24 protein-coding genes and 3 pseudogenes are annotated in these 21,778 nt (G+C 70.0%); 16 read left to right on the top strand and 11 right to left on the bottom strand.

The window, feature by feature from the left end; all coding sequences use genetic code 11:
- The first annotated feature begins 119 nt into the window (after positions 1 to 119).
- Entirely contained in the window at positions 120 to 935 is an 816-nt protein-coding gene (locus NQU54_RS06685; protein WP_257630238.1) for a class I SAM-dependent methyltransferase, read from the top strand.
- Between the two features lie 52 nt (positions 936 to 987).
- On the opposite strand, the gene NQU54_RS06680 is transcribed toward NQU54_RS06685, so the two are convergent.
- Positions 988 to 1,734 carry an FG-GAP repeat domain-containing protein gene (locus NQU54_RS06680; protein WP_257630237.1) on the bottom strand — a complete coding sequence of 249 codons (747 nt, stop codon included), beginning with the start codon at positions 1,732 to 1,734 and terminating at the stop codon, positions 988 to 990.
- Between the two features lie 236 nt (positions 1,735 to 1,970).
- Here NQU54_RS06680 and NQU54_RS06675 point away from each other — a divergent pair, with 236 nt between their 5' ends.
- The 7 genes and pseudogenes from NQU54_RS06675 to NQU54_RS06645 all read left to right on the top strand — a co-directional run.
- Entirely contained in the window at positions 1,971 to 2,234 is a 264-nt protein-coding gene (locus tag NQU54_RS06675; RefSeq protein ID WP_069861805.1) for a hypothetical protein, read from the top strand.
- On the top strand, positions 2,206 to 2,730 hold the full coding sequence (locus NQU54_RS06670; protein WP_069861807.1) for a DUF6879 family protein: 525 nt from the start codon (positions 2,206 to 2,208) through the stop codon (positions 2,728 to 2,730). Before NQU54_RS06675 ends, NQU54_RS06670 begins: the two co-directional genes overlap by 29 nt.
- Before the next feature lie 18 nt (positions 2,731 to 2,748).
- Positions 2,749 to 3,597, top strand: a complete 849-nt coding sequence (locus NQU54_RS06665; RefSeq protein WP_069861809.1) for a helix-turn-helix domain-containing protein — start codon at positions 2,749 to 2,751, stop codon at positions 3,595 to 3,597.
- A 310-nt stretch (positions 3,598 to 3,907) separates the two neighbouring features.
- Positions 3,908 to 4,321 (top strand): DUF6415 family natural product biosynthesis protein, encoded by a 414-nt coding sequence (locus NQU54_RS06660; protein ID WP_257630236.1) that lies wholly within the window; start codon positions 3,908 to 3,910, stop codon positions 4,319 to 4,321.
- Positions 4,322 to 4,323: 2 nt separating this feature from the next.
- Positions 4,324 to 4,569, top strand: a pseudogene (locus NQU54_RS06655) (GntR family transcriptional regulator); the annotation flags it as partial.
- Positions 4,570 to 4,754: 185 nt separating this feature from the next.
- Positions 4,755 to 5,626, top strand: a pseudogene (locus tag NQU54_RS06650) (glycoside hydrolase family 16 protein); the annotation flags it as partial.
- Positions 5,625 to 6,557, top strand: a pseudogene (locus NQU54_RS06645) (ATP-binding cassette domain-containing protein); the annotation flags it as partial. The pseudogenes NQU54_RS06650 and NQU54_RS06645, both read left to right, overlap by 2 nt.
- A 57-nt stretch (positions 6,558 to 6,614) precedes the next feature.
- Here the strand turns inward: NQU54_RS06645 and NQU54_RS06640 are convergent.
- Positions 6,615 to 7,334 carry a GntR family transcriptional regulator gene (locus NQU54_RS06640; RefSeq protein WP_257630235.1) on the bottom strand — a complete coding sequence of 240 codons (720 nt, stop codon included), beginning with the start codon at positions 7,332 to 7,334 and terminating at the stop codon, positions 6,615 to 6,617.
- Positions 7,335 to 7,673: 339 nt separating this feature from the next.
- Here NQU54_RS06640 and NQU54_RS06635 point away from each other — a divergent pair, with 339 nt between their 5' ends.
- The gene (locus NQU54_RS06635; RefSeq protein ID WP_257630234.1) at positions 7,674 to 9,038 is read left to right on the top strand and encodes a helix-turn-helix domain-containing protein; all 1,365 of its coding nucleotides are present in this window, start codon (positions 7,674 to 7,676) and stop codon (positions 9,036 to 9,038) included.
- Between the two features lie 45 nt (positions 9,039 to 9,083).
- On the opposite strand, the gene NQU54_RS06630 is transcribed toward NQU54_RS06635, so the two are convergent.
- The 3 genes from NQU54_RS06630 to NQU54_RS06620 all read right to left on the bottom strand — a co-directional run bounded on the left by NQU54_RS06630 (position 9,084) and on the right by NQU54_RS06620 (position 11,034).
- The gene (locus tag NQU54_RS06630) at positions 9,084 to 9,251 is read right to left on the bottom strand and encodes a hypothetical protein (protein ID WP_158525871.1); all 168 of its coding nucleotides are present in this window, start codon (positions 9,249 to 9,251) and stop codon (positions 9,084 to 9,086) included.
- A 213-nt stretch (positions 9,252 to 9,464) separates the two neighbouring features.
- Positions 9,465 to 9,860 (bottom strand): winged helix-turn-helix transcriptional regulator, encoded by a 396-nt coding sequence (locus NQU54_RS06625; protein ID WP_257630233.1) that lies wholly within the window; start codon positions 9,858 to 9,860, stop codon positions 9,465 to 9,467.
- Positions 9,861 to 10,152: 292 nt separating this feature from the next.
- A complete protein-coding gene (locus NQU54_RS06620) occupies positions 10,153 to 11,034 on the bottom strand; it encodes an SDR family NAD(P)-dependent oxidoreductase (RefSeq protein ID WP_257630232.1) in 882 nt (293 codons plus the stop codon).
- 69 nt (positions 11,035 to 11,103) lie between these two features.
- Here NQU54_RS06620 and NQU54_RS06615 point away from each other — a divergent pair, with 69 nt between their 5' ends.
- On the top strand, positions 11,104 to 11,787 hold the full coding sequence (locus tag NQU54_RS06615; protein ID WP_257630231.1) for a TetR/AcrR family transcriptional regulator: 684 nt from the start codon (positions 11,104 to 11,106) through the stop codon (positions 11,785 to 11,787).
- Positions 11,788 to 11,902: 115 nt separating this feature from the next.
- Here NQU54_RS06615 and NQU54_RS06610 read toward each other — a convergent pair whose 3' ends face one another.
- On the bottom strand, positions 11,903 to 12,427 hold the full coding sequence (locus NQU54_RS06610) for a DUF302 domain-containing protein (RefSeq protein ID WP_257630230.1): 525 nt from the start codon (positions 12,425 to 12,427) through the stop codon (positions 11,903 to 11,905).
- Positions 12,428 to 12,577: 150 nt separating this feature from the next.
- Here NQU54_RS06610 and NQU54_RS06605 point away from each other — a divergent pair, with 150 nt between their 5' ends.
- Entirely contained in the window at positions 12,578 to 13,189 is a 612-nt protein-coding gene (locus NQU54_RS06605; RefSeq protein WP_257630229.1) for a TOPRIM nucleotidyl transferase/hydrolase domain-containing protein, read from the top strand.
- A 24-nt stretch (positions 13,190 to 13,213) separates the two neighbouring features.
- Here the strand turns inward: NQU54_RS06605 and NQU54_RS06600 are convergent, their stop codons facing one another.
- Both NQU54_RS06600 and NQU54_RS06595 read right to left on the bottom strand, forming a co-directional pair.
- Positions 13,214 to 14,365: a chitinase gene (locus tag NQU54_RS06600; RefSeq protein WP_257630228.1), complete on the bottom strand. Its 1,152-nt coding sequence runs from the start codon at positions 14,363 to 14,365 to the stop codon at positions 13,214 to 13,216.
- A 195-nt stretch (positions 14,366 to 14,560) separates the two neighbouring features.
- Entirely contained in the window at positions 14,561 to 14,950 is a 390-nt protein-coding gene (locus NQU54_RS06595) for a winged helix-turn-helix transcriptional regulator (RefSeq protein ID WP_257630227.1), read from the bottom strand.
- A 133-nt stretch (positions 14,951 to 15,083) separates the two neighbouring features.
- Between NQU54_RS06595 and NQU54_RS06590 the strand changes: the two genes are divergently transcribed.
- From NQU54_RS06590 to NQU54_RS06570, 5 genes are all read left to right on the top strand, one after another.
- Complete coding sequence (locus NQU54_RS06590) at positions 15,084 to 15,455, top strand: RidA family protein (RefSeq protein ID WP_257630226.1); 372 nt, start codon at positions 15,084 to 15,086, stop codon at positions 15,453 to 15,455.
- 316 nt (positions 15,456 to 15,771) lie between these two features.
- Positions 15,772 to 16,608, top strand: a complete 837-nt coding sequence (locus NQU54_RS06585; RefSeq protein WP_257630225.1) for a CPBP family glutamic-type intramembrane protease — start codon at positions 15,772 to 15,774, stop codon at positions 16,606 to 16,608.
- Complete coding sequence (locus tag NQU54_RS06580; RefSeq protein WP_257630224.1) at positions 16,605 to 17,762, top strand: sensor histidine kinase; 1,158 nt, start codon at positions 16,605 to 16,607, stop codon at positions 17,760 to 17,762. The genes NQU54_RS06585 and NQU54_RS06580 overlap by 4 nt, the downstream gene beginning before the upstream one ends.
- Positions 17,759 to 18,418 carry a response regulator gene (locus NQU54_RS06575; protein ID WP_069861836.1) on the top strand — a complete coding sequence of 220 codons (660 nt, stop codon included), beginning with the start codon at positions 17,759 to 17,761 and terminating at the stop codon, positions 18,416 to 18,418. Before NQU54_RS06580 ends, NQU54_RS06575 begins: the two co-directional genes overlap by 4 nt.
- A gap of 114 nt (positions 18,419 to 18,532) precedes the next feature.
- Positions 18,533 to 19,180: a TetR/AcrR family transcriptional regulator gene (locus NQU54_RS06570; RefSeq protein WP_257630223.1), complete on the top strand. Its 648-nt coding sequence runs from the start codon at positions 18,533 to 18,535 to the stop codon at positions 19,178 to 19,180.
- Here NQU54_RS06570 and NQU54_RS06565 read toward each other — a convergent pair.
- The 3 genes from NQU54_RS06565 to NQU54_RS06555 are packed head-to-tail and all read right to left on the bottom strand — an operon-like array spanning position 19,170 to position 21,478.
- Positions 19,170 to 19,868 (bottom strand): GOLPH3/VPS74 family protein, encoded by a 699-nt coding sequence (locus NQU54_RS06565; RefSeq protein ID WP_257630222.1) that lies wholly within the window; start codon positions 19,866 to 19,868, stop codon positions 19,170 to 19,172. The two genes, NQU54_RS06570 and NQU54_RS06565, sit on opposite strands and share 11 nt — an antisense overlap.
- A gap of 50 nt (positions 19,869 to 19,918) precedes the next feature.
- Positions 19,919 to 20,617, bottom strand: coding sequence for a DUF3159 domain-containing protein (locus NQU54_RS06560; protein WP_257630221.1), 699 nt, complete (start codon positions 20,615 to 20,617; stop codon positions 19,919 to 19,921).
- 60 nt (positions 20,618 to 20,677) lie between these two features.
- The gene (locus tag NQU54_RS06555) at positions 20,678 to 21,478 is read right to left on the bottom strand and encodes an alpha/beta hydrolase family protein (protein ID WP_257630220.1); all 801 of its coding nucleotides are present in this window, start codon (positions 21,476 to 21,478) and stop codon (positions 20,678 to 20,680) included.
- Between the last annotated feature and the right edge of the window lie 300 nt (positions 21,479 to 21,778).

Genomic DNA, 21,778 nt, shown 5'->3' with positions numbered 1-21,778 from the left:
GGCGAACTCGCGCTCCCGGGGGCCGGAATGGGCTGGTCGGACTCGGGGGCCGTTGGACGCTCCGGCCGGTGGACGCGGCCGCGGCTCCGCTCCTGCCGCGCCGGGCCTAATGTGCTGCCATGCGCGACGACACCCCTGACGAGAGGCGCCGTGTCCAACTGAGCCGTACCTTCGACGAGGACGCGGAGCTGTACGACCGGGCCAGGCCCGGGTATCCACCGGAGCTGTTCGACGACCTCGCCGAGGTGGCCGGTACCGGTCCCGGCTGCCGGGTGCTCGAGGTGGGCGCGGGCACCGGCAAGGCGACCCTGCCGCTGGCCGAGCGCGGTTGCCGGATCACCGCCGTCGAACTGGGCGCGGACATGGCCGCCGTCGCCCGGCGCAACCTGGCCGGGTTCGACGCGGTGGAGATCGTGACGGCGGACTTCGAGACCTGGCCGCTGCCCAAGGAGCCGTTCGACGCGGTCGTCGCGGCCACGGCGTTCCACTGGATCGACCCGGCGGTGCGCATGGTCAAGGCCGCGGACGCGCTGCGGCCGGGCGGCGCCCTCGCCGTCGTCGCCACCCAGCATGTGGCGGGCGGCACCGAGGAGTTCTTCGCCGAGGTCCAGGGCTGCTACGAGCGTTTCGACCCGGCCACCCCTGCGGGGCTGCGGCTTCCCGCCGCGGCGGACGTGGACACCTCGGATCACACCGACGAGGTCGCCCGCGACGGCCGGTTCGGGCCCGTCGTCCTCCGGCGCCACGAATGGGATCTGACCTACACCACGGCGCAGTACCTGGACGTGCTGCGCACCTACTCCGGCCACCGGGCGCTGCCCCCGGAAGCCAGGGAGGGCCTGCTGGGGTGCATCGCCGGGCTGATCGACGGGCGGTACGGAGGCCGGGTCACCAAGCGGTATCTCACGGAGCTGCGGGTGTCACGGCGCGTGTGACGCCGGGCGCCGGCGGGGCCCTGAAGGACCGGCCGCGTCGCCCGGCGGCGCGTTATGAGCAGGACTTGTAGAACTGCTTCCAGCCGTCGCCGGGCATGGCGGGCGGCTCGGCCCACGACCCGGCTTCGCCGTACTTCTCGAACGCCTCGTAGTCGAAGTCGTTCAGACCGCCGCCCGGCTTCGACAGGCGTACGTCCCGGTCCATCTGCCCGTCGCCCCCGTTGTTGAGGATCGCGAGGTCCGGGTAGGCGTCGTCGTTGTAGTGGGCGATGGCGAGCTGCTTGGCCTCGCCGTGGTCGCCGATGTCGGAGTGCCGCGAATCGGCGGACCCCAGATCGGTCCGGTTCAGCGGACCGGGGCGGTACTCCGCGACACGGGCCGTCGAGGGGTCGTCCCCGTCGGCCGGTTCGACGATGTTGACGACCATGTCCAGCGTGCCGTCGTTCTGGAAGTCGGCGACCGCGGCGGTCGCGATCTCATCCGACGTGGCGCCGAGCAGATCCTTGACGGCCATCTTCCGGCCGAAGGAACCGCTCTCGGTGCCCCACTGGACCGTCATCTCGGTGCCGGTGTGCCCGGGGTTGATGATCTTGTCCGGGTAGGAGTCGCCGTCGAGATCTCCGAGCAGCGTGGTCGCGCCGGCCAGACACGGGGCCGACGCACCGGTGGCGCGGTCGGACCGGTGTGTTCCGCCCGAGTCCGACGACTCGGTCGCCATGGCCTGGTAGCCGGCGACGGTCAAGGTCAGGGCGGCGGCCGCGAGCGGCACGGCGATTAAACGCGTGCGCTTCCGAAGCATGTACGAGCTCCTCTCAATTGCTGTCACGCAGTCAGATGCCTGTGTGATCACGCGAGTTCACACGCTGAACGTCGTGTGACGTAAACGTGACATTCGGGGGAACGGAGTACGGGGCGGGGGCGTGGCGGCCACGCAGTGGCGGAGCCAGGACGCCGGAGGCGGCATTGACCGCTCCGGGCGGTCGCGGGACGGTCATGGCGCAACCGGGCGCAATGGACTCGACAGCGGAGGCAGTCATGACATTACGGTTTGTCGGGATGGACCCGAATACCGGAGGTGAGGGGTCACCGACGGTATGGGTGGAGGAAGGGAGCGCCGACCTCGTCCTGCAAGGCGAGGAGGCCGAGGCGCTCCTGATGGAGTTGATCGGCAGCACTCAGTGGGTGCCCGGGCACGCGAGGGGGGTTCCCGCCCATGAGCGGGTCATCAGGATCCCCGCTCGGATGGTGCCGATCTTGAGGGAGGCGTGCGATGTCGCTGAAGGCAAGGGCGTTCGCTGACCTGCTCGCGGCCACCCGGAGCAGCGCTGTCCACCTGGAAATGCGCGATCAGTACGCGGTCGGTGACGAGGCCGAGGACTATGCGGCCTTCCTGCGCACCGGAGTGGCCAACACCGACCCGGCCAAGTCGTTCTGGCCCAAGTGGCTTCCGCTGGTGGCCGACGCGGTCGCGCGTGGCGTGGTGGTGCGCCGGGCGCGGATCGTCTCCGAGCCGGTCACCGATTACATCCGCTACGAGCACGCCATCACCTTGCTCAACCTGCGGGCCGGGGAGGACGTACGCTGGCTGCCTCGGCGGCGGGCGAGTGACCTGGCCCTGCCCGGTAACGATTTCTGGCTCCTGGACGGCCGGATCGTGCAGTTCAACCACTTCACCGGAAAAGGGGACTGGGCCAGCAAGGAGCACACCGAGGACCCGGACGTCGCCGCTTTGTGCGCCACCGCCTTCGAAGCGGTCTGGCGGCGGGCCGTCCCGCATGAAAAGTACACCGTCTGAAAAGCAAATGGACAGCCCATGCCCGCATCTCCGTCCTCCAGCGCCCAGGCCGCCCGCGAAGCTCTCGCCGTTCGCCTGGCCCATCTGGTGCGGGACGCCGGGATCACCGGGCGTGAGCTGTCCGCCCGGTGCGGCTGGCACCCGGCCAAGACCTCGCGCATCCTGCGCGCCAAGGCCGCTCCCTCCGAAGCCGACATCCGGGCCTGGTGCGCCGCCTGCTGTGCCGAGGACCAGACCGCGGACCTCATCGCCACCGCCCGCGCGGTGGACTCGATGTACCTGGAGTGGCGCCGCCAGCACCGCGACGGGATGCGCCGCACCCAGCAGGACGTCCTCGCCCGCAACGCCGCCGCCCGCCTCTGCCGCGCCTACACCTCCAACGTCATCCCCGGCTTCTTCCAGACCGCCGGCTACGCCGAGGCCCTGATGCGCGCCATAACCGACTTCCAGGGCACCCCCGACGACATACCCGAGGCCGTCGCCGCCCGCCTGGCCCGCAGCCGCTTCCTGTACGAGGGCGACCACCGGTTCGTGGTCCTGATCGAGGAGTGGGTCCTGCGCACCCGGATCGGATCCACCGAGACGATGGCCGGTCAACTCGCGCATCTGCTCACCGTGATGCCGCTGCCCTCGGTCTCCCTGGGGATCATCCCCCTGGGGGCCCGGCGCACCGTGTGGCCGCTGGAGGCGTTCTACCTCTACGACGACCACAACACGGTCGTCGAGACCCTCACCGCCGGGATCAGCGTCCGCCAGCCCCGTGAGATCGCCGACTACACCCGCGCCTTCACCGGTCTGGCCCGGATGGCCGTCCACGGCGACGCCGCCCGTACGCTCATACGGGCCGCGATCGACGCCCTGGAGTGAGTCCGCGCCTTCCATGGGTCCGCGCCCTTCATGGGCCAGCGCCTTTCATGGGCCAGCGCCTTTCATGGGCCAGCGCCCTTCATGAGTCCGCGCAACAATCCGCAATTTCGTTGAGGCCCGTACCACCGCCTTCGTAGCGTGAGGGCCGACACCACGGCCCGGAGAGGCGGGACCTGACGCGCATACACGAACGCCGGCGCCACCGGGGCACAGCGCCCCTCCCCGGCCCGCTCGCCCGCGCAGGCCAGGAACCGTCCGCCTCCCCGGGCGGCCGCGGCGGCCACTCCGGCGCACCCAGCAGCGAGGCCCGATGACCAGCACCCACACGGTCCTGCACGACCCCCAGGGCCGTATCGAGGGGAAGCTCCCCCTCGACCGGGAAACCCATCAGCGGCTGGTCGCCGCCGTGCTCGCCTGGGCCGGTGACCCGGGGCTGCATCCGAGTGAGTACCACCAGATCGCGCTGCAACTGACCGCGGCCGCCCGCGCGGTGGCCGACGACGTCCGCCGCACCGCCGAGCAACTGCCCGCGGACCACCCGGCCCGGATACTGGCCGAACACATCCTCGACGAAACCCGCCACCGGCTGTCCAAACCCCTGAAGGGCACCGTGAGTTGCGCCCAGGACCGCGCCCGGCTCTGCCGCTCCCTGTACGGGCGCCTGGACCGCCTCACCGACGTCGCCTCGTCCCTCCCGGGCCCGCGACGCTCATCGGCCCGCTGACACCGCGCGGCGACGTCGACTGGGAGGCCCAGGCGCGAGCCGCTCACCACCGTCTGGCCCGCACCCCGCCGTACGCGCCCGAGGAGACCAAGTACTACACCGACGCCTGGTCCGAGGCCCATCGGGACTTCCACCGGACTCTGCTGGAGGGCTGCGGCACGGCCGAGGTGCTGGCCCGGCACCTCACCCTGACCGCGGCCGGACTGGCCGGCGGCACCGGCGATGAACCCGCGAAGGAAGCCCGATAGGCCGCCCGGCAACTGGTCCATACCAAACTCTTGACAGTGTTTTCCTTCACTTCTTAAATCACGTAATGAACTAAGTACAGCTCAGATCGCTCACCGCACTCCGGTCGGCGCCGTGACCACTTGGTTCAGCTGCGCCTACATGTCTCTCCGCGCCTGTTCATCCACCTGTATCGGAAGGGAGAGTCATGGACTCCCCGCGCTTACCCCGGCGACTGCTGCTGTCCGTCGTCTCGTTCCTCGCCCTCGCGTCGCTGTCCACCGGACTGACCCAGGGGCATCCGCCTCAGCGGAGGATCGGGCCGCGGATTCCACCGCGAGACCGGCGGCCACCGCGAGACCGGCCAAGGCGGCCGCCGTCACGTTCTCCGACGAGTTCGACGGGGCCGCCGGTTCGGCCGTCAACGGCAGCAAGTGGCAGATCGAGACGGGCGACAACGTCAACAACCACGAGCGGCAGTACTACACGGCGGGCAACAGCAACGCCGCCCTCGACGGCCAGGGCCATCTGGTCATCACCGCCCGCCGCGAGAACCCGAACAACTACCAGTGCTGGTACGGACGGTGTGAGTACACCTCCGCCCGGCTGAACACCTCCGGCAAGTTCACCACCACCTACGGCCGGGTCGAGGCCCGGATGAAGGTTCCGCGCGGGCAGGGCATGTGGCCCGCGTTCTGGATGCTGGGCAACGACATCGGACAGGTCGGCTGGCCCAACTCCGGTGAGATCGACATCATGGAGAACGTGGGCTTCGAGCCGTCCATGGTCCACGGCACCCTCCACGGCCCCGGATAGTCGGGGTCCGGCGGCATCGGCGCCGGGTACAGCCTGCCCGGTGGCCAGGCGTTCGCCGACGCGTACCACACCTTCGCCGTGGACTGGAGCCCGAACGCCATCACCTGGTCCGTGGACGGCACCGTGTACCAGCGGCGCACCCCCGCCGACCTCGGCGGACGGCAGTGGGTGTTCAACAAGCCCTTCTTCGTGATCCTCAACCTCGCGGTCGGCGGCTACTGGCCCGGAGACCCCGACGGCAGCACATCCTTCCCCCAGCATGTTCGCCATCTGCGACACCGTCACCGTGCTGCGCGACGGCACGTCCGTGCTCGAATCCTCCCCGCTCGCCGGCCACACCCAGGACGAGGTGGTCGGGCTGATGGTGGGCCGCGCCCACTCGGCCACCGCGATGCGACCGCGGGAGGTGGACACCTCCGCGGCCCCGGTGCTCTCGTTCGACGGGGTCTGCACCGCCGCCGGCCACCGGGACATCAGCCTGGACATCCGGCCCGGCGAGATCGTCGGCCTGTACGGGCTGGTCGGCGCGGGCCGCAGCGAACTGGTCAAGGCCATGCTCGGCCTCGACCGCGTCACCGGCGGCGAGATCCGGGTGCACGGCAAACCGGTGCGCATCACTTCTCCCCGGCAGGCACTGCACCGCTTCGGCATCGGCTATCTGACCGAGAACCGAAAGGAGGAGGGCGTCTTCCTGGAACAGCCCATCGTCCGGAACATCACGGTGACGGTGTGGAAGAGACTGGCGAAGGCGCTCGGGTTCATCTCCTCGCGCGAGGAGCGGGACGTCTCGTACGACCTCGTGGAACGGCTCGGCATCCGCACCTCCGGGCTCGGGCAGAACGCCGGAGAGCTGTCCGGTGGCAACCAGCAGAAGGTGAGCCTGGCGAAGTGGCTCGCGGCCGACACCCGGCTGCTCATCGTGGACGAGCCGACCGCCGGTGTCGATGTGCGCACCAAGCACGCCTTCCACCAACTCATCTGGGAGCTGGCCCGCGACGGCCTGCCCATTCTGCTGATCAGCAGCGACCTCGCGGAGATGATCAGGCTCGCGGACCGGGTGGTGGTGATGGCCGACCACCGGATCCGGGGTGAGGTGGACAACGACCGCGACTACGAGCGGATGAGCGGCAGGATCATCCGCGTCATCCACGACCGCGCGACCTCGGCCGTGCGCCCACGGGTGGGGGAGGTGTGATGCGCGTGGCGCGGGTGTTGTGCGCGTGGCGCGTGGGGGTGATGCGCCCGGCGCGGGTCAGGACTCCTCGTCCCGGCTGAGCTGACGCTGAAGGCTGTGGGCGAGGTGCTCCGCCATCGCCTCGGCCGCGCGGTCGGGGTTGCGGCGCAAGATCGCGTGCACCACGCGCTGGTGCTCCGCGAGGGTCGGGTCATCGGCGCCGAGGAGGCTGCTGAGCCGGAAGATATGCAGATGGGAGTGGAGCCGCTGCACCGCGTCCGCGAGCAGTGGCCGCCCGGACGCCTGGGTGATCGCGTCATGGAGGCGCTGGTCGAGGGCGGCGAAGCCACGGTAGGCCGCATAGGGCCCGGCGGTGGTCCCCGGGTGGGAGTGCATCTCCTCCGCGATCCGCTCGATGCCGTCCAGCTGGGCCTCACTGGCGTTGACCGCGGCGAGGGCGGCGGCCCTCGGCTCCAGCAGCTGCCGCATCTCGAAGAGCTCCTCGAGCCCCTGGCGGGTCAGCAGCTCGGTGGTGCGGTACCCCGAGAGCGGCCGCTTCACCACCAGCCCGTCCGACTCCAGCCTGGCCAGCGCCTCCCGGATGGGGGTCGGTGAGACGCCGAGGGTGCGGGCCAGGGCCTCGATGCCGACACGTGCGCCGGGGGTGATCTCATGGTCCATGACCATGGCCTTGACGCTCTCGTAGACGCTGTCCGAGAGGGCCTGGCGGGCGGGCGGCAGATCCCGCCCGTGCCCGCCCCGCGGTGCCCCGGGCGCGGACGTGTCCTGCGGCGGCATCCGGCCTCCTGTTGATCGGGGCTTGTCGGGGCTGGTCGGGCTGGTTGGGGCTTATCGGGGAGGCAACAGTTTATCCAGGTGAGGGACGCGATTCAGGGGTGAGCCGGGTCCGCTTCACCATGCGGGGCGGGCCCGACCCCGATGAGGGGGCTCGGCGCCTTCGGCCGAACCGTCGTACCGTGCGGTCGGCCTCGGGCCGAATGGCGCGCACCCTCGTTGTCGGCCGACCCCTGACCTTTCAGGACGGCGAGCAATGAGTCATGATTGTTGTGACCAGAGGCGTGACATCCTGTGAATGGTGTGTCATGCGCCCGGGGGCTCTGATCGTGTACCAAGGAGTTGATCTTCATCAAAGGCTCAGGAGACGCTTCCGCTGCCGCGCTCGGGGCGCGGATCCGCCGCCTGCGCAGATCACGGGGAATGTCCCAGGCCGACCTGGCGGGGGACGACTTGTCGCCCAGTTACATCTCCCTTCTGGAGGGCGGCAAGAGGCTTCCCTCGGCCGAGGTGCTGGAGCAGCTCGCGGTGAGACTCCGCTGCGATGTGCCCACCCTGACCGGACGTGCCGCGGAGGCGTCCGAGTGCGATCTCGAGGTCGAGCTCAAATACGCCGAGATGGCCATGCAGAACGCCGATCCCCTGGCGGCGCTCGCGGCGTACCGCGCGGTCCAGGACAAGACCACCGCCGTGGCGCAGCCGAAGATCTGGTACGCGGCGGAGCAGGGGATCGCCCTGGCGCTGGAGCGGGACGGCCGGCTGGAGGAGGCCGCCGTCCACTACGAGGCGCTGCGCACCGCGTCCGTCACCAGCAAGGAGTCCGTACCGCGGCTGACCGCGGTGATCGGCCTCTGCCGCTGTTACCGGGAGCTCGGCGACCTCTCGCATGCGATCCAGATCGCCGAGGAGACCCTGGACGAGCTCAGGGAGCTGAAGCTGACGCCGACGGTGATCGGTGTCGAACTGCTCTCCACGCTCGTCGGGATCCACTCCGAGCGTGGCGATGTGCATCGCGCCTCCTATCTGGCCTCGCAGGCCATCGAGCTGGCCACCGCGATCACCGATCCGAAGGCGCTCGGCGCCGCGTACTGGAACGCCAGCGTTGTCATGTACCGCAAGGGGAACACGGCGGACGCGCTGGTCCTGATCCAGAAGGCCCTCGCGATCTACGCCGAGGGGGAGGACCAGCGGGCGCTGGCCCGGCTGCGCAACGCGTACGCGAGCATCCTGCTCCAGACCGAGGACCCCCAGCCGGAGTTGGCGCGGACGGTGCTCACCCAGAGCCTGGAGTCGCTGCTCCAGGTGGGCAGCAGTGTGGATGTCGCGTACTGCCGGTCGGCCCTCGCCCGCGCCGAGCTCCATCTCGGCCGGCCCGAGGCCGCGGTGGCCCATGCCGAGCAGGCGATGGCGGACCTCGGCGTCGGCCACCGCCTCCAGGCCGCGCGCAACCTCCTCCTGCTGGCCGCGGCCCAGCTGAGGCTCGGCCGGCCCGAAGAGGCGAAGTCCTCCTATGAGCGGGGGGCTTTGATGCTGGAGGCATCCGAGGCCGGCCAGCAGGCCGCGTACGCCTGGGCCGAGCTGGCCGAGATCCTCAAGCTGTGCGGTGAGGACGAGCGCGTCCTGTGGGCGTACCAGCAGAGCATGCGGTGCATCGGCTACCGCAACACCCTGATGCTCGACCGGCTGCCGCTGTCGAAGTCGAGCTGACGCGGCGCCATCTTCAGAGGTTCCGCCAGGGATCCCATCGAAGGGTCAGCAGCATACGGGTATCTCCTTGCCGTTCGGCGGCCAGTCACCACCGGCCGGCCGCATGAAGAGGGGCGGCGCCCCGGGGGTGGAGTCCGTGGGCAGGGCCTGCACCTGGGGGGCACACAGCGCGCTCAGCAGTACCAGGGCACCGACGAGGGTCGCTCGCGACATGACGCATTTCATAAGGGCCTCTCAAGGGAGCGAGTTCGAGCGGGAGATGGAGCGGGAGATATGACGCACAGTGGGCGCGGAGATCGGGCCGCGGCCTGCCGACCGGATGCCGATGCGGGGGTGACCGGGGCATCTACGGGAGTGCGGGCAGCGGTGTTCGCCCCCTGCGAGGGATGTTCGCCTCAGGGGGGTTCGCCTTGGGGAGTGTGCGCCTCAGGGGGTGTTCGGAAGGAAGACGACGTCCGAGAGCCCGACGGCCTGACCTTGTTCGCTGACAAAGGCGACGTCGACCGGCCGTCCGGTGGATCGGGTACGGCGCAGGAGGCAGGGGCCTTGGGGACGCGGCCGATGGGTGTCCCCCCACTGCTGGAGGGCCGCGAGTACGAGACGTAGATCGCGTCCCGCGGGAGTGAGGTGATAGGCGTCGCGGTGACGGCAGCCGGGTTCCCGGTAGGCGCGCGTCTCCAGGACACCTGCTGACACAAGGGTCTTCAGGCGGGCGCTGAGGATGTTGGGGGCGACACCCAGGGCTTTCCGGAATTGCGAGCCGCAAGTCAGCTGGTCAGAGGCCGCGGGGCGGGCGGGAGGACTGCCGGGACCCTGGGCCACCTGCGCGTTTACCGCTCAACAGCCTGATTTATCAAGGCTGTTCGGCCGTAGGGTGCTGAGACACCGACCCTGTGAATGCGGTCACTCCGGCCTCCGCGAATACCGTCGCTCAGCGACCGGATCATGCTCCTGATGCTCCGCGGAAAAAGCTGACTATTGTTCTTGTTACTCAGATGGCTGCCCGAATGTGTTCCTCCGGGTGTGTGTACAGCGGCGAGCCCACCCCGGATGCGCGGGGTGGGCTCGCCGTCTTCGGTGCTGGGCGGGGCGTGAGCGTGGCCGGGCCGGCGCCCTAGCCGGCCGAGTCCTCGGCCTCGGCCGGGAGCTGAGCGGGGTAGGGCTCGTTGAAGTCGGCCGAGCGGCTGACCTTCTCCCATGCGGTCGCCTGGGTGAGCTGGCGCCGGGAGTAGTCCTGCGCCATGGTCGTCGCGTTCACACCCAGCGGGAGATGGGTCGGGACCCGGCCGCGGTGGACGGTGCGCACGATGATCTCGGCGGCGCGCCGGGGGTCCCCGGCCGCTCCGGCCGTGCTCTGCCGCACCCGCCGGTTCATCTCCCCGACGGTCGCGTCATAGGCGTCGGGGATCGGGTGGACCGGCATGGAGGAACCGGCCCAGTCGGTGGCGAAGCCGCTCGGTTCGACGACCATGACGCGCACGCCGAACGGTGCGGTCTCCGTGGCGAGGACCCGGCTGAAGCCGTCGACCGCGAATTTGGCCGCCTGGTAGGAGGCGATGCCCGGCGATCCGCCGACCCGCCCGCCGATCGAGGAGATCTGTACGACGGTGCCGGCGCCTTGCCGCCGCAAGGTGGGAAGGGCGGCCTTGGTCACGTTGTGGACGCCCCAGAAGTTGGTCTCGAACTGGGCGCGGAAGTCCTCGTCGTCCGATGTCTCGATGGGCGACACATTCGCATACCCCGCGTTGTTCACGAGCACGTCGATGCGTCCGAAGCGGGCGAGCGCCGCCTCGACGGCCTCGTGCGCCGCCTCCGGGCGGGTGACGTCCAGCGCGAGCGGGTGGACACGGTCGCCGTACTCCTTGAAAGCCTCCGCGAGCGCATCGGGGCGGCGGGCGGTGGCCACGACGCGATCACCGGCCTCGAGGGCGGCGGTGACCAGGGCGCGGCCCAGGCCGCGCGATGAACCGGTGATGAACCAGACCTGTGAACTCATGCTGTTAGTGAAACATCGTTCTCTTAATTACGCAACGTCGTTCTCTTAAGGGTTCTTATGATGTCCGGCATGACTACGCCTGCCTTCCAACGTGCGCGCAGCGCTCAGGCCAAACAAGCGCGGGAGGAAGCGATCCTGGACGCGGCCCGTACGCTCGGCCATGAGCGCGGGATCCGGGACGTCACCCTCACCGACATCGCCGCGGCCGTGGGGATGCACAAGTCGGCCCTGCTGCGCTACTTCGAGACCCGGGAGCAGATCTTCCTCAGGCTCACCGCGGAAGGCTGGCGGCAGTGGTCCGCCGAGCTGCGCGGCGCTCTCGGGGGCAGGGCGCACGCCACGGCCACGGAGGTCGCGGAGACGATCGCCGCCACGCTGGCGGCCCGGCCGATGTTCTGCGATCTGCTGGCCCAGGCGCCGATGAATCTCGAGCGCAATGTGTCGATCGAGTCGGTGCGCACCTTCAAGCTGGTCACGCTCGAGGAGATCGAGCTGATCGGCGGCGAGCTGCGACGACTGCTCGGCCTCACCGAGCCGCAGACCGTCGACCTGGTCGCCACGGCGACCAGCCTGGCCGGGGCGCTGTGGCAGATGGCCACCCCGGGCCCGCGCCTGCGGGAGCTCTACGAGACCGACCCCCGGCTCGGCCACGCGATCGTCGAGGTGGAACCCCGTCTGCGCCGCGTCCTCACCGCCTTCCTCGCCGGAGTCGGCGCGGAATCCGCCACGACGCCATCGGGCGACCCCGCGTAGTCGCCCGCTCGCTCACCGGGCTCGAACGCGCCGATCGGCACCGTCTGGCGGGTCACCAGCGCCTGGAAGCCGACGATCAGCGCACAGGAATTCAGCTGATCGCGCCCCAGGGCCCTCAGCGTGATGTCCCGGCGAAGGCTTCCGAAGCGTCGACCCCGCAGACCCGCAGCAGGCCGACCACGATGCGGTCCAGGTCTTCCCCCACCGTGGTGACCTCCGGAATGCCGAGGCTGCCGAACTCGTCGCTCGGCCGGTGCATGGTGAGCACCGCATTGCCGTCGCCGTCGCTGAAGACCAGCATCCGCAGGGGCGCGTACAGCAACGCGCGCGGGTCATGGCGGAACATGCGCTCGGCGATGACGTGATTGCCCGTCAGATACTCGACCGACCTGGTGGTGTGCCCCGCCGTACCGAAGAGTGGGGTGGTGTTGATCCGGGCGTAACGGACCATGTCGTGGGGCGCGTTCGCGGCGACCGCGGCACGTACGTCGTCCCAGCTTCCGCCGGTTTCCACAATGCGTTCCACGGGGCCCGGGTCGAAGGCGGGTGCCGCTTTCTCGAATGCCGCCACGAAGTCGTCGTAGGCGATGCCCGTGGGAATGTCGATCCGCGTCACGGTGTGGCTGTATTGGCTGGTCATGCGGCCCCTCCCCATGGTGGGACTCTTGCGCACTCCATCGTGGGCGAGCGGCACGGATGTCGCGAGTTCAGCCGCGTGCGTCCGCTTGTGCGCCCGCCATCACGCGGAAATTCCCTACCGCGGTGGCCGGAAAGGGCGGAGACTCGTCCCATGACTGACATGGGGGCGTTCCGGGAGGCGGTCACCGCATGGGCGGCCGGTGGCCCCGGCGGCCCCGCGCGCGAGCTGGCCGCGGGGCTGGGGGTCCGGGCGGCCGTCCTGCTCGAAGGGCCGAGCGACGCCGCGGCGGTCGGCGCGCTGGCCGAGCGCCACGGCCGGGACCTGGCGGGCGAAGGAGTCTGCGTCCTGCCGATGGGCGTGAGCGTCGGGCGCTTCGCCCGCCTCCTCGGGCCACCGGGTCTGGGGCTCCGCCTCACCGGACTGTGCGATGAGGCGGAGCGTCCCTTCTACGCCCGCGGCTTGGCGCGGGTCGGCGCGGCACCGCAGGGGTTCTTCGTCTGCGCGGCGGATCTGGAGGACGAGCTCATCCGCGCGCTGGGTGTGACACGCGTGGCGGAGCTCGTCCGGGCGGAGGGCGATGTGCGCGCCCTGGAGACCTTTCTGCGCCAGCCCGCACAGCGGGGCCGCACCGCACCGCGTCAGTTGCGGCGCTTCCTCGGTACGAAGAAGGGGCGCAAGATCCACTACGGCCGCGTCCTCGTGGAGGCGCTCGACCCCGATCGCGTACCGGCGCCGCTCGACGGACTGCTCACCAGGCTCTGACCGCCGAGCGAGGCCGGTACCGCCTCAACCGCCGTAGTACGCGTCGAAGTTCTTCGCGAACTCCCCGCCGTTGAAGTTGTCCCAGTTGATCGACCAGGCCATCAGCCCGCGCAGGGCGGGCCAGCTGCCATGGGGCTCATAGCCGCCGCAGTCGGACTTCTTCGTCAGGCAGTTCAGGACCTTGGTAACCTCACTGGGCTGGGTGTGGCCATTACCCGCGTTGGGGCTCGCCGGCAGGCCGATCGCCACCTGGGAGGGGTCCAGCGCGGGGAAGACGTTCTTGGTGTCGCCCGCGACGGGGAAGCCACTGAGCAGCATGTCGGTCATCGCGATGTGGAAGTCGGCGCTGCCCATGTTGTGGAACTGGTCGTCGAGGCCCTTGATCGGCCCGGAGTTGTAGTCCTGGACGTGCAGCAGGGTGAGGTCGTCCCGCAGGGCGTGAATGACCGGCAGATACGCCCCGGCACGAGGGTCCTGGCCTCCGAAGGGGCCCGAGCCGTAGTACTGGTAGCCGAGCTGTACGAAGAAGGTCTCCGGGGCCATGGTGAGGGTGAACCCGGATCCGTACTTCGCCTTGAGCGACTTCACGGCCGAGATGAGGTTGACGATCGCGGGGGTCTTGGGGTTCTTGAAGTCGGTGTCGCCGTCGTCCAGCGACAGCGAGTGGCCCTCGAAGTCGATGTCCAGGCCGTCCAGTCCGTACTTGTCGATGATCGCCCCGACCGACTCGACGAACTTGTCACGGGCGGCGGTGGTGGTGAGCTGCACCTGGCCGTTCTGCCCGCCGATGGATATCAGCACCTTCTTGCCCGCGTCCTGCTTGGCCTTGATGGCGGCCTTGAACTCGTCCTCCGACTCGACGTTCGGACATTCGCTCTGCGGGCAGAGGCTGAAGCGGATGTCACCGGAGGTGGTGGAGGTGGGCTCGCCGAAGGCCAGGTCGATGATGTCCCAGCTGTCGGGGACATCGGCCATTCGGGTGTATCCGGAGCCGTTGGCGAAGCTGGAGTGCAGATAGCCCACGAGCGCGTGCTCGGGCAGCTCCGCCTTCGCGGTGGGGGAGGGGGTGCCCGCGTTGGCGGCCGTCGTCGAGGCCGTGGCGAGCAGCCCGGCCGTGGCGACAGCGGCACACGCGCCGGTCAGGACCCTCTTGCTCAGGGGGAAACGGAGGCTCATGAAGACCGCTCCTAGGTGTGGGGGGAAGGCGGAGCCGAACTGAGGTGGGAGAAGGGACGATCGGAAGGCACGGGCAGGCCGCGCGCCCCCGAGGAAACAGGACTAGACCATTGGGTGTCAATGGTACGGTCCAAATTGGCGGTGAACCCCTTGACGTGCGCGAAGACATCGCCGCCGGACGGGCCGGGACAGGCCCTAGGGTCGTTGGCCAAAGCGATCGCGCGCGTCCTCGATGTGGCCGAGGTACCGGTGGGTCCAGCCGCACATGGCGTCGACCGTCGCCCGCAGGGCCTGGCCCGGCTCGGTGAGGGTGTACTCGACCCGTGGCGGCACGGTGGGGTGCACCGTGCGCTCGACCAGGCCGTTGCGCTCCAGCATGCGCAGGTTCTGGGTGAGCATCTTGTGGCTGACGCCCTCGACCTCGTTCCGCAACTCGCCGAAGCGCAGGGTGCGCTCGCCGAGCGCCTCGACGATGAGGAACGCCCACTTGTTGGCGACGTCCGAGAAGATCTCCCGCGCCAGGGAGTCCACCCGCCTGAGGTCCGCGTCCTCGGGCAGGCCCTTGAGCAGCCGCTTGGTCACCATGAGGTTCCTCGGTCACCGAAAAGTGCGTTCTTCCAGGTCGGGCCTCACTCTCTTACAGTTCCCGAGTAACCGCAAGAGAGAGAAAACGGAAGGGCGAACACCGTCGGCCACCATCGATGTCTTCAACCACGACGTGCCGGCCGAGAGCGACTTCGGCTACTCGCAGGCGATCAGGTCCGGCGACCTGATCCATGTCTCCGGACAGCTCTCGCTCGACGAGGCGGGCGAGTTCCTCCACGCGGACGATTTCGACGCCCAGCTCCAGCGGACCTACATCAACATCGACAAGGTCCTGGACCACTACGGCGTCACCCGTAACCAGGTCGTCTCGCAGACCCTGTACGTGGTGCACCTGCGCCGGAACGCCGCGGCGACGGCGGAGGGCAACCTGGCGTACTTCGGCCACCACCGCCCGGTCAGCACGGTCTTGGGCGTCACCGAACTGACCTTCCCCGGCCAGGTCATCGAGATCAGCTGCGTCGTCGACACGAAGCTGCCCGCCTGACCCCGTCCGCGGCGCGCGGCCCGGCGGGACGCGCGGCCCGGCGGTTCCCGCCGAGACCGGCGCGGAAGGCGGAGCCGGGTCAGGCGTGTCCGTACTCAGCACACCGCCAGCGATCGTATGAACCGGTGCCCGAGTAGGTGACGACCACATGGCCCCCGTTCGGAATGGCGTAGCAGTCGCTGTCACTGTCCGGGTGTTTGTCCCCCGAGCGAGCTACACGCGGGTGTCCACCGTGTGGTGACGATTCCTGGCCACCGGATCCGTAGCGTTCGACGCGGTCGCGGCGCCCCGCCGTGGATCGGGTGAAGGAGTGGTCATGAGACTCGTTTGGCAGTTGGTGGCCGTCGGGGCGGTCGCCTTCCTCGGTGGCCAGGGCCTCGCCGCGGTGGACGGGCACGCGTGGCTCACGCTGGCCATCGGCGTCCTGACGGCCGTGCTCGCGGTGCTGGTCTACGGGTGGGTGGTACGGCGGACCGAGCGCCGCCCGGTCGCGGAGGTGGCCCGGGAAGGCGCCACGGCCGCGCTCGGCCGGGGAGCCCTGATCGGCGTCGTGATGTGCGGGTTCGTCATCGCGAACATCGCCTTCCTCGGGTACTACGAGGTCGATGGCCTGGGCTCGCCCACGGGCGCGGTGGGGCTGTCCGGCTTCATGGCCGGGGCGGCGGTCACGGAGGAACTGCTGTACCGCGGTGTTCTGTTCCGGATCGTCGAGGAGCGCCTCGGCACATGGATCGCGCTGACGTCCACCGGTGTGCTGTTCGGCCTGTCGCATCTGCTCAACCCGCACGCCAGCCTGTGGGGTGCCATCGCCATCGCGATCGAGGCGGGCGGCATGCTCGGCGCCGCGTACGCCGCCACCCGCAACCTGTGGCTGCCCATCGGCCTGCACTTCGGCTGGAACTTCGCCATATCCGGCATCTTCAGCACCGAGGTTTCCGGCAACGGCACCTCGCAGGGGCTGCTGGACTCCGCGACCTCGGGCCCGGCGGCCGTCACCGGCGGTGAGTTCGGCCCGGAGGGCAGTCTGTACACGGTGCTGTTCGGTGTGCTGGTGACGATCGTGTTCATGTGGCTGGCCCGTCGGCGCGGCCATCTGATGCCCCGTCGCCGTCGCGCCGACCGGGCCGCCGCCACCGCTAGACTCGCCCGATGATCAGTCTTCGGCGGATCCCGGAGGTGTGGCACCGGCTTGACGTCACGGTCCGGGATCTCCCGTTCGGGCTGCTGCTCCTCGCCGGATCGCTCGTACCGGAGTTCCACAACCACGGGACGCAAGTCGGCGGTCTGCCGGCCCGCCCCTTCGACACGCTGGCCGTCGCGGCCGTCGCCCTCCAGTCCCTTCCGCTCGCCGTGCGCCGGCGGTGGCCGGTCGTCTGTCTGGCCCTGGTGTCGCTCGGCTTCGCCGTGGACCAGCTCCGCGGTTACCACTCGTTCGCGGGCACCGCGGTGCCCATCGCGCTGCTGAGCGTGGGGGCCCATCTGGAACGGCACCGGCGCGTCACCGCGCTCCTGTCCTCCGTGGCGTATGTGCCGCTGGGGGTCGCGCTGTACCGGCTCGGTTCGGGCGCCGAGGCGCCCAGCGAGTTCGTGATGTACTACCTGGCGCTGGCCCTCCCCTGGGGCATCGGGGCGTGGCTGCGCTCGACCCGGGTCGCGGAGGCCGAACGCCGCCGCCGTGTCGCCGAGGACACCCGTACCGCCGAACGCACCCGCATCGCCCGCGAGCTCCACGATGTGGTGACCCACCATGTGACGGCGATGGTGGTGCAGGCGGAGGCGGCGCGCTATCTGACCGCCGCGCCGGACCGCCTCGACCAGGCCCTGACCGCGGTCACCGACACCGGCCGGCGGGCCATCACCGACCTGCGCCATCTGCTCGACCTGCTCAACCCCGACTACGGCCCGGAGTCCAGGACACCGGCTGTCGGCCGGTTCCTCACGCTCGTGGAACAGACGCGCCGGGCCGGGCAGCCGGTGGAGTTCACCGAGGAGGGCACACCGGCGGAGTCGACCGGCAGCGCCGACCTCGTGGCCTACCGGGTGGTGCAGGAGGCCCTGACGAACGCCCTCAAGTACGCTCACGGCGGCCGCACCTCGGTCCAGGTGCGCCACGGCGAAAGGGAGATCACCGTGGAGGTCGGCACGGACGGTTCCGGCACACGGGCCGGCTCACCCGGCGGCAGCGGACGGGGCCTGGCCGGTCTCCGGGAACGGGTCGACGTCCTGGGCGGCGACTTCCACGCGGGCCACCGGACCGGTGGCGGCTTCGTGGTCCGGGCACGCATACCCGCGGGGAGCGCGTCGTGACCGAATCGATCCGGGTCCTGGTCTGCGACGACCAGGTGCTGGTCCGCACCGGACTGGTGACGATCATCGACGCTCAGCCCGACCTCGAGGTGGTGGGCGAGTGCGGGGACGGGCAGACCGCGGTCGACCTCGCCGGGCGGCTGCGCCCGGACGTCGTGGTGATGGACGTACGGATGCCGGTGCTCGACGGCATCGAGGCCACCCGCCTGCTGGCCGGCGCCGGGGTGCCGCGTCCGGTCAAGGTGCTCGTGGTGACCACGTTCAACCTGGACAAATACGTCTACGAGGCGCTGCGCGCGGGGGCGAGCGGCTTCCTCCTCAAGGACGCGCCGCCATCCCAGCTGCTGCACGGGATCCGGACCGTGGCCACCGGCGCGGCGCTGCTGGACCCCGAGGTGACCCGCCAGCTCGTGGGCACGTACGCCGCCCGCATCCGGCCTCCCGACGGCACCGCGCACAACATCCCGCTGACCCCCCGCGAACTGGAGGTCCTCCGCCTCATCGCGGACGGCCTGTCCAACAGCGAAATCGCCGGGGCCCTCGTGATCAGCCAGGAGACCGTCAAGACCTTCGTGTCACGCATCCTCACCAAACTCGGACTCCGCGACCGCGTGCAGGCGGTCGTCTACGCCTACCGCCAGGGCCTGGTGACCTGACGCCCGCACCGCCCCGCGGAGGAAGCCGGCGGCGCCAGGTGGCGCAGATAGTCACTAACTGTCGCTATGACACTTGATGTACCGGGGTGGGCGATAGAGCGGAGACGGAGCGGCGTGGCATCGAACAAGCGCAGCGGGATGAGTGAGCACCGGCGCCATCGCTTGCGACTGGAGATCTCACGGGAGGCGGCCCGTCTGTTCTGGGAGCACGGCGTGGACGGGACCAGCGGCGATCAGATCGCCGAGGCCGTGGGTCTGTCGACGCGCACCATCTGGCGGCACTTCCGCAGCAAGGAGAGCTGTGCCGAGCCCATCGTGACGCAGGGCGTGGAATGGGAGATGTCCATGCTGCGCAGCTGGCCCGAGAACCTCTCCCTGGAAGAGCACATCGCCGCGGAGGCCACCAGATACGGCCGTGAAGCCGACGAGGTCAATCGGGCCGACGACATGCTCGCGATGAAGATGATCCTGCTGGCCGACAGGGAGCCGGCCATCCGCACCGCCTGGCTGATGACCTGCGACCAGGTGGAGCGCGAAATGGCCGAGATCATCGCGGTGCGGCTGAAGCTCCCGGCCGACGACCTCCAGGTACGCCTGCACGCCGCGGCGGCCTCGGCCGCGCTGCGGGTCATCAACGAGGAGATCGGCGCCGCCCTCCTCGGGGGCACCGACCCCCGGGAATTCGCCGACGCCTCCGAACGGGTCGCGCACGCCGTCCGCAACGCCACCGGGGGAGCCGTGGGGGACCCGGTCACCGAGTGATTCCACTCCCTTGCGTGGCGTCCATGGGTGACTCACCGGCGCCCCAGCCGCCACCGACGGCCCTGCTGGACAGATACGAAGCGCGCAGCGCGCCACGCAGACCGGGGACGAGGGTGTCGAAGTGTGCGGCGAGTTTCGCGAGTGCCCGCTTGTGCCCGCCGCGCTCCGCCCCGCTGAACACGCTGGTGACCTCGACCTCGGCCGCGAACACGGCCATGGTCAGCTCGTCCATCGGGATCGCCGCCGGATCGGGGGCGCCGAGCACGGCGGCGCGCACCTTCTCCTGAAGGGCCAGCACCTCCCGCGGATCGTTGACGGCGACCCGGCTGACGGCGAGCAGCTTCAGCCGCCTCTCGTGCTGGACCGTGATCGCACCCCGCGCCTCGAGCTGTGCGCTGACGGGCTTCTCCGCCGTATGGGCCTTGTCGTGCACGAGCGGAAGCCAGCTCTTCGGCTTCTCCGCGGGTACGTCACGCCACACCTCGGCGAGGAACGGATCGCCGGGTGGTTCGGTGGACGACCGGATGACCTTCGTTCCCTCGGAGCCGAGCAGCCCGTCGAGCGTCAGCTCGGTCAGCGCCGCGGCGCGCAGCAACTGGCCGCGCCCCTGGAGGTTGGTGAGTTCGAACTTGCCTTTGTCCACGGTGTAGCAGAGCAGATACAGGCGCTGGGGCAGGGTCAAGGTCATGGTTTCTCCTCGGGGTTCTCGGCGCCGGCGGACGTACGGGCCGCGGCGGGTCAGCTCGATCCGGTGGGCCGCTGTCCCGCCAGGGCCTTGAGCCGCTTGCCCGAGCGACGGCCCGCCCACAGCACGACCAGGAAGGCCAGGGCGAGGAGGGGGTAGCCCATCGCGATCTTCGCGACGGCCAGCCAGCCCGTACGGTCCTGGTCGTAGAGCCACTGCTGTACGGCGACCCGGGCGGCGAAGACGCCCACCAGGGTGAGGGTGGCGATGTCGTAGTAGTGGCGCGAGGGCTTGTCCTTGAGCCAGGCGGTGCCGGTGCCGTTGAGCGCGCCCCAGACGACTCCGGCCAGCGGCCGCCGTACGAGGACCGAGACCAGGAAGAGCACGGCGAGCGCGAGGTTGGCCCAGATGCCCGTCAGGAAGAACCCCTTGGCCGATCCGGTCTTCCAGGCGATGAACGACGCGGTCGCGACGCCGAACAGGCCGGAGAGCGCGGGCTGCACCGACTCCTTGCGCACCAGGCGCAGTACGGAGATGGCCAGCGCCACGCCTACGGCGGTGCAGATGGCGGCCGTCAGCCCGTAGGAGGAGTTGGCGAGGACGAAGGCCACGACCGGCAGCATCATGTACACCAGGCCGGTCGTGCCGCCCATCTGCTCGAGCGGTGTCTTCTGCCGGGCCCGGTGTTCCGGGGGCTGGACCGCGCCGTGCGGGTCGATCGTCGGGTGGGAGGGGCGTGTCTGTTCGGTCATGCGAAATCAACTCACCACGTAGTCGTTTGCCGGTGGGGCGTGAGTGCGGGCGGGCGTCGGCTACCGCGTGTCCGGCCGTCCGCCGAGGTGGCGGGCGAGGAAGCGGTCGGCCGCGCGGTACACGTCGATGTTGTTCTCCGGGTTCACGAAGCCATGGCCCTCGTCGTCCTTGACCAGGTACTCGACCTCGATGCCACGGGCCCGCAGCGCCTCGACGACCTGGTCGGACTCGGCCTTGACGACGCGGACGTCATTGCCGCCCTGGACCACCATCAACGGGGTGCGGATCTCGTCCACCCGGCTGATCGGCGAACGTGTCCGCAGCTTCCTCTCCTGCTCGGTGTCGTCGGGGTTTCCGGCGTAGAGGTACCAGTTGTTGACCAGCTGCGGCTTCACGAACTCCGGCACGGTCCGGAGGAAGGTGACGAGGTTCGAGGGGCCGCAGAAGTCGATCGCGGCGGCGAAGACATCGGGGGTGAAGGTGACACCGACCAGGGCGGCGTAACCGCCGTAGGAACCACCGAAGATCGCGACGCGGTCCCGGTCCGCATACCCCTCCCCGACGGCCCATTCGACGGCGTCGATGAGGTCCTCGTGCATCTTCCCGGCCAGCTCCCCGATACCGGCTCTGAGGAACGCCTTGCCGTAGCCGGTCGAGCCGCGGAAGTTGACCTGGAGCACGGCGTACCCGCGGTTGGCGAGCAACTGCACCACGGGGTTGTAGCCCCAGCTGTCGCGGGACCAGGGCCCGCCGTGGACCAGCAGCACCAGCGGGAGCCCGGCCGGCTCGGCCCCCACGGGCAGGGTCGGATACGAGGGGAGGGCCAGTCCGTCGCGTGCGGTGATCGTGACCGGTGACATGGGGGCGAGGGTCTCGGGCTCCAGGCGCGGCATGGGCCGGAACAGCAGCCGGCTCTCGCCCGTGGAGTGGTCGTAGCCAGATCGAGCCGCGCCGGCCGGGTCCGGTCGCCGTCCCGGTTGGAGCCGAACCACACCCCGGTGCCGTCCGGGGTGCACAGGTACGGCTGGACGCCCAGCGGGTAGTCGGCGCCGTCGCACGGCAAGTGCATGACGCCCAAGCGCCGAGGTTCCGGGATGGACGAGAGGCTGTATCGGCGGCTTGACCGGCGGATATGACCGGTCGGCCCCGACCGGGCGAGC

Source organism: Streptomyces malaysiensis subsp. samsunensis, assembly GCF_024519315.1.
Classification (GTDB): Bacteria; Actinomycetota; Actinomycetes; order Streptomycetales; family Streptomycetaceae; genus Streptomyces; species Streptomyces malaysiensis.
Note: the sequence above shows the minus strand (reverse complement) of the source record. Positions and strands in the feature narration are given on the sequence as shown.

What these genes read in the sequence shown, in the direction of transcription:
- NQU54_RS06685 (WP_257630238.1), top strand. Translation starts at nt 120, where the DNA reads ATGCGCGACGACACCCCTGACGAGAGGCGCCGTGTCCAACTGAGCCGT.
- NQU54_RS06680 (WP_257630237.1), bottom strand. Translation starts at nt 1,734, where the DNA reads ATGCTTCGGAAGCGCACGCGTTTAATCGCCGTGCCGCTCGCGGCCGCC.
- NQU54_RS06675 (WP_069861805.1), top strand. Translation starts at nt 1,971, where the DNA reads ATGACATTACGGTTTGTCGGGATGGACCCGAATACCGGAGGTGAGGGG.
- NQU54_RS06670 (WP_069861807.1), top strand. Translation starts at nt 2,206, where the DNA reads ATGTCGCTGAAGGCAAGGGCGTTCGCTGACCTGCTCGCGGCCACCCGG.
- NQU54_RS06665 (WP_069861809.1), top strand. Translation starts at nt 2,749, where the DNA reads ATGCCCGCATCTCCGTCCTCCAGCGCCCAGGCCGCCCGCGAAGCTCTC.
- NQU54_RS06660 (WP_257630236.1), top strand. Translation starts at nt 3,908, where the DNA reads ATGACCAGCACCCACACGGTCCTGCACGACCCCCAGGGCCGTATCGAG.
- NQU54_RS06640 (WP_257630235.1), bottom strand. Translation starts at nt 7,334, where the DNA reads ATGCCGCCGCAGGACACGTCCGCGCCCGGGGCACCGCGGGGCGGGCAC.
- NQU54_RS06630 (WP_158525871.1), bottom strand. Translation starts at nt 9,251, where the DNA reads ATGTCGCGAGCGACCCTCGTCGGTGCCCTGGTACTGCTGAGCGCGCTG.
- NQU54_RS06620 (WP_257630232.1), bottom strand. Translation starts at nt 11,034, where the DNA reads ATGAGTTCACAGGTCTGGTTCATCACCGGTTCATCGCGCGGCCTGGGC.
- NQU54_RS06615 (WP_257630231.1), top strand. Translation starts at nt 11,104, where the DNA reads ATGACTACGCCTGCCTTCCAACGTGCGCGCAGCGCTCAGGCCAAACAA.
- NQU54_RS06610 (WP_257630230.1), bottom strand. Translation starts at nt 12,427, where the DNA reads ATGACCAGCCAATACAGCCACACCGTGACGCGGATCGACATTCCCACG.
- NQU54_RS06605 (WP_257630229.1), top strand. Translation starts at nt 12,578, where the DNA reads ATGACTGACATGGGGGCGTTCCGGGAGGCGGTCACCGCATGGGCGGCC.
- NQU54_RS06600 (WP_257630228.1), bottom strand. Translation starts at nt 14,365, where the DNA reads ATGAGCCTCCGTTTCCCCCTGAGCAAGAGGGTCCTGACCGGCGCGTGT.
- NQU54_RS06595 (WP_257630227.1), bottom strand. Translation starts at nt 14,950, where the DNA reads ATGGTGACCAAGCGGCTGCTCAAGGGCCTGCCCGAGGACGCGGACCTC.
- NQU54_RS06585 (WP_257630225.1), top strand. Translation starts at nt 15,772, where the DNA reads ATGAGACTCGTTTGGCAGTTGGTGGCCGTCGGGGCGGTCGCCTTCCTC.
- NQU54_RS06580 (WP_257630224.1), top strand. Translation starts at nt 16,605, where the DNA reads ATGATCAGTCTTCGGCGGATCCCGGAGGTGTGGCACCGGCTTGACGTC.
- NQU54_RS06565 (WP_257630222.1), bottom strand. Translation starts at nt 19,868, where the DNA reads ATGACCTTGACCCTGCCCCAGCGCCTGTATCTGCTCTGCTACACCGTG.
- NQU54_RS06560 (WP_257630221.1), bottom strand. Translation starts at nt 20,617, where the DNA reads ATGACCGAACAGACACGCCCCTCCCACCCGACGATCGACCCGCACGGC.
- NQU54_RS06555 (WP_257630220.1), bottom strand. Translation starts at nt 21,478, where the DNA reads ATGTCACCGGTCACGATCACCGCACGCGACGGACTGGCCCTCCCCTCG.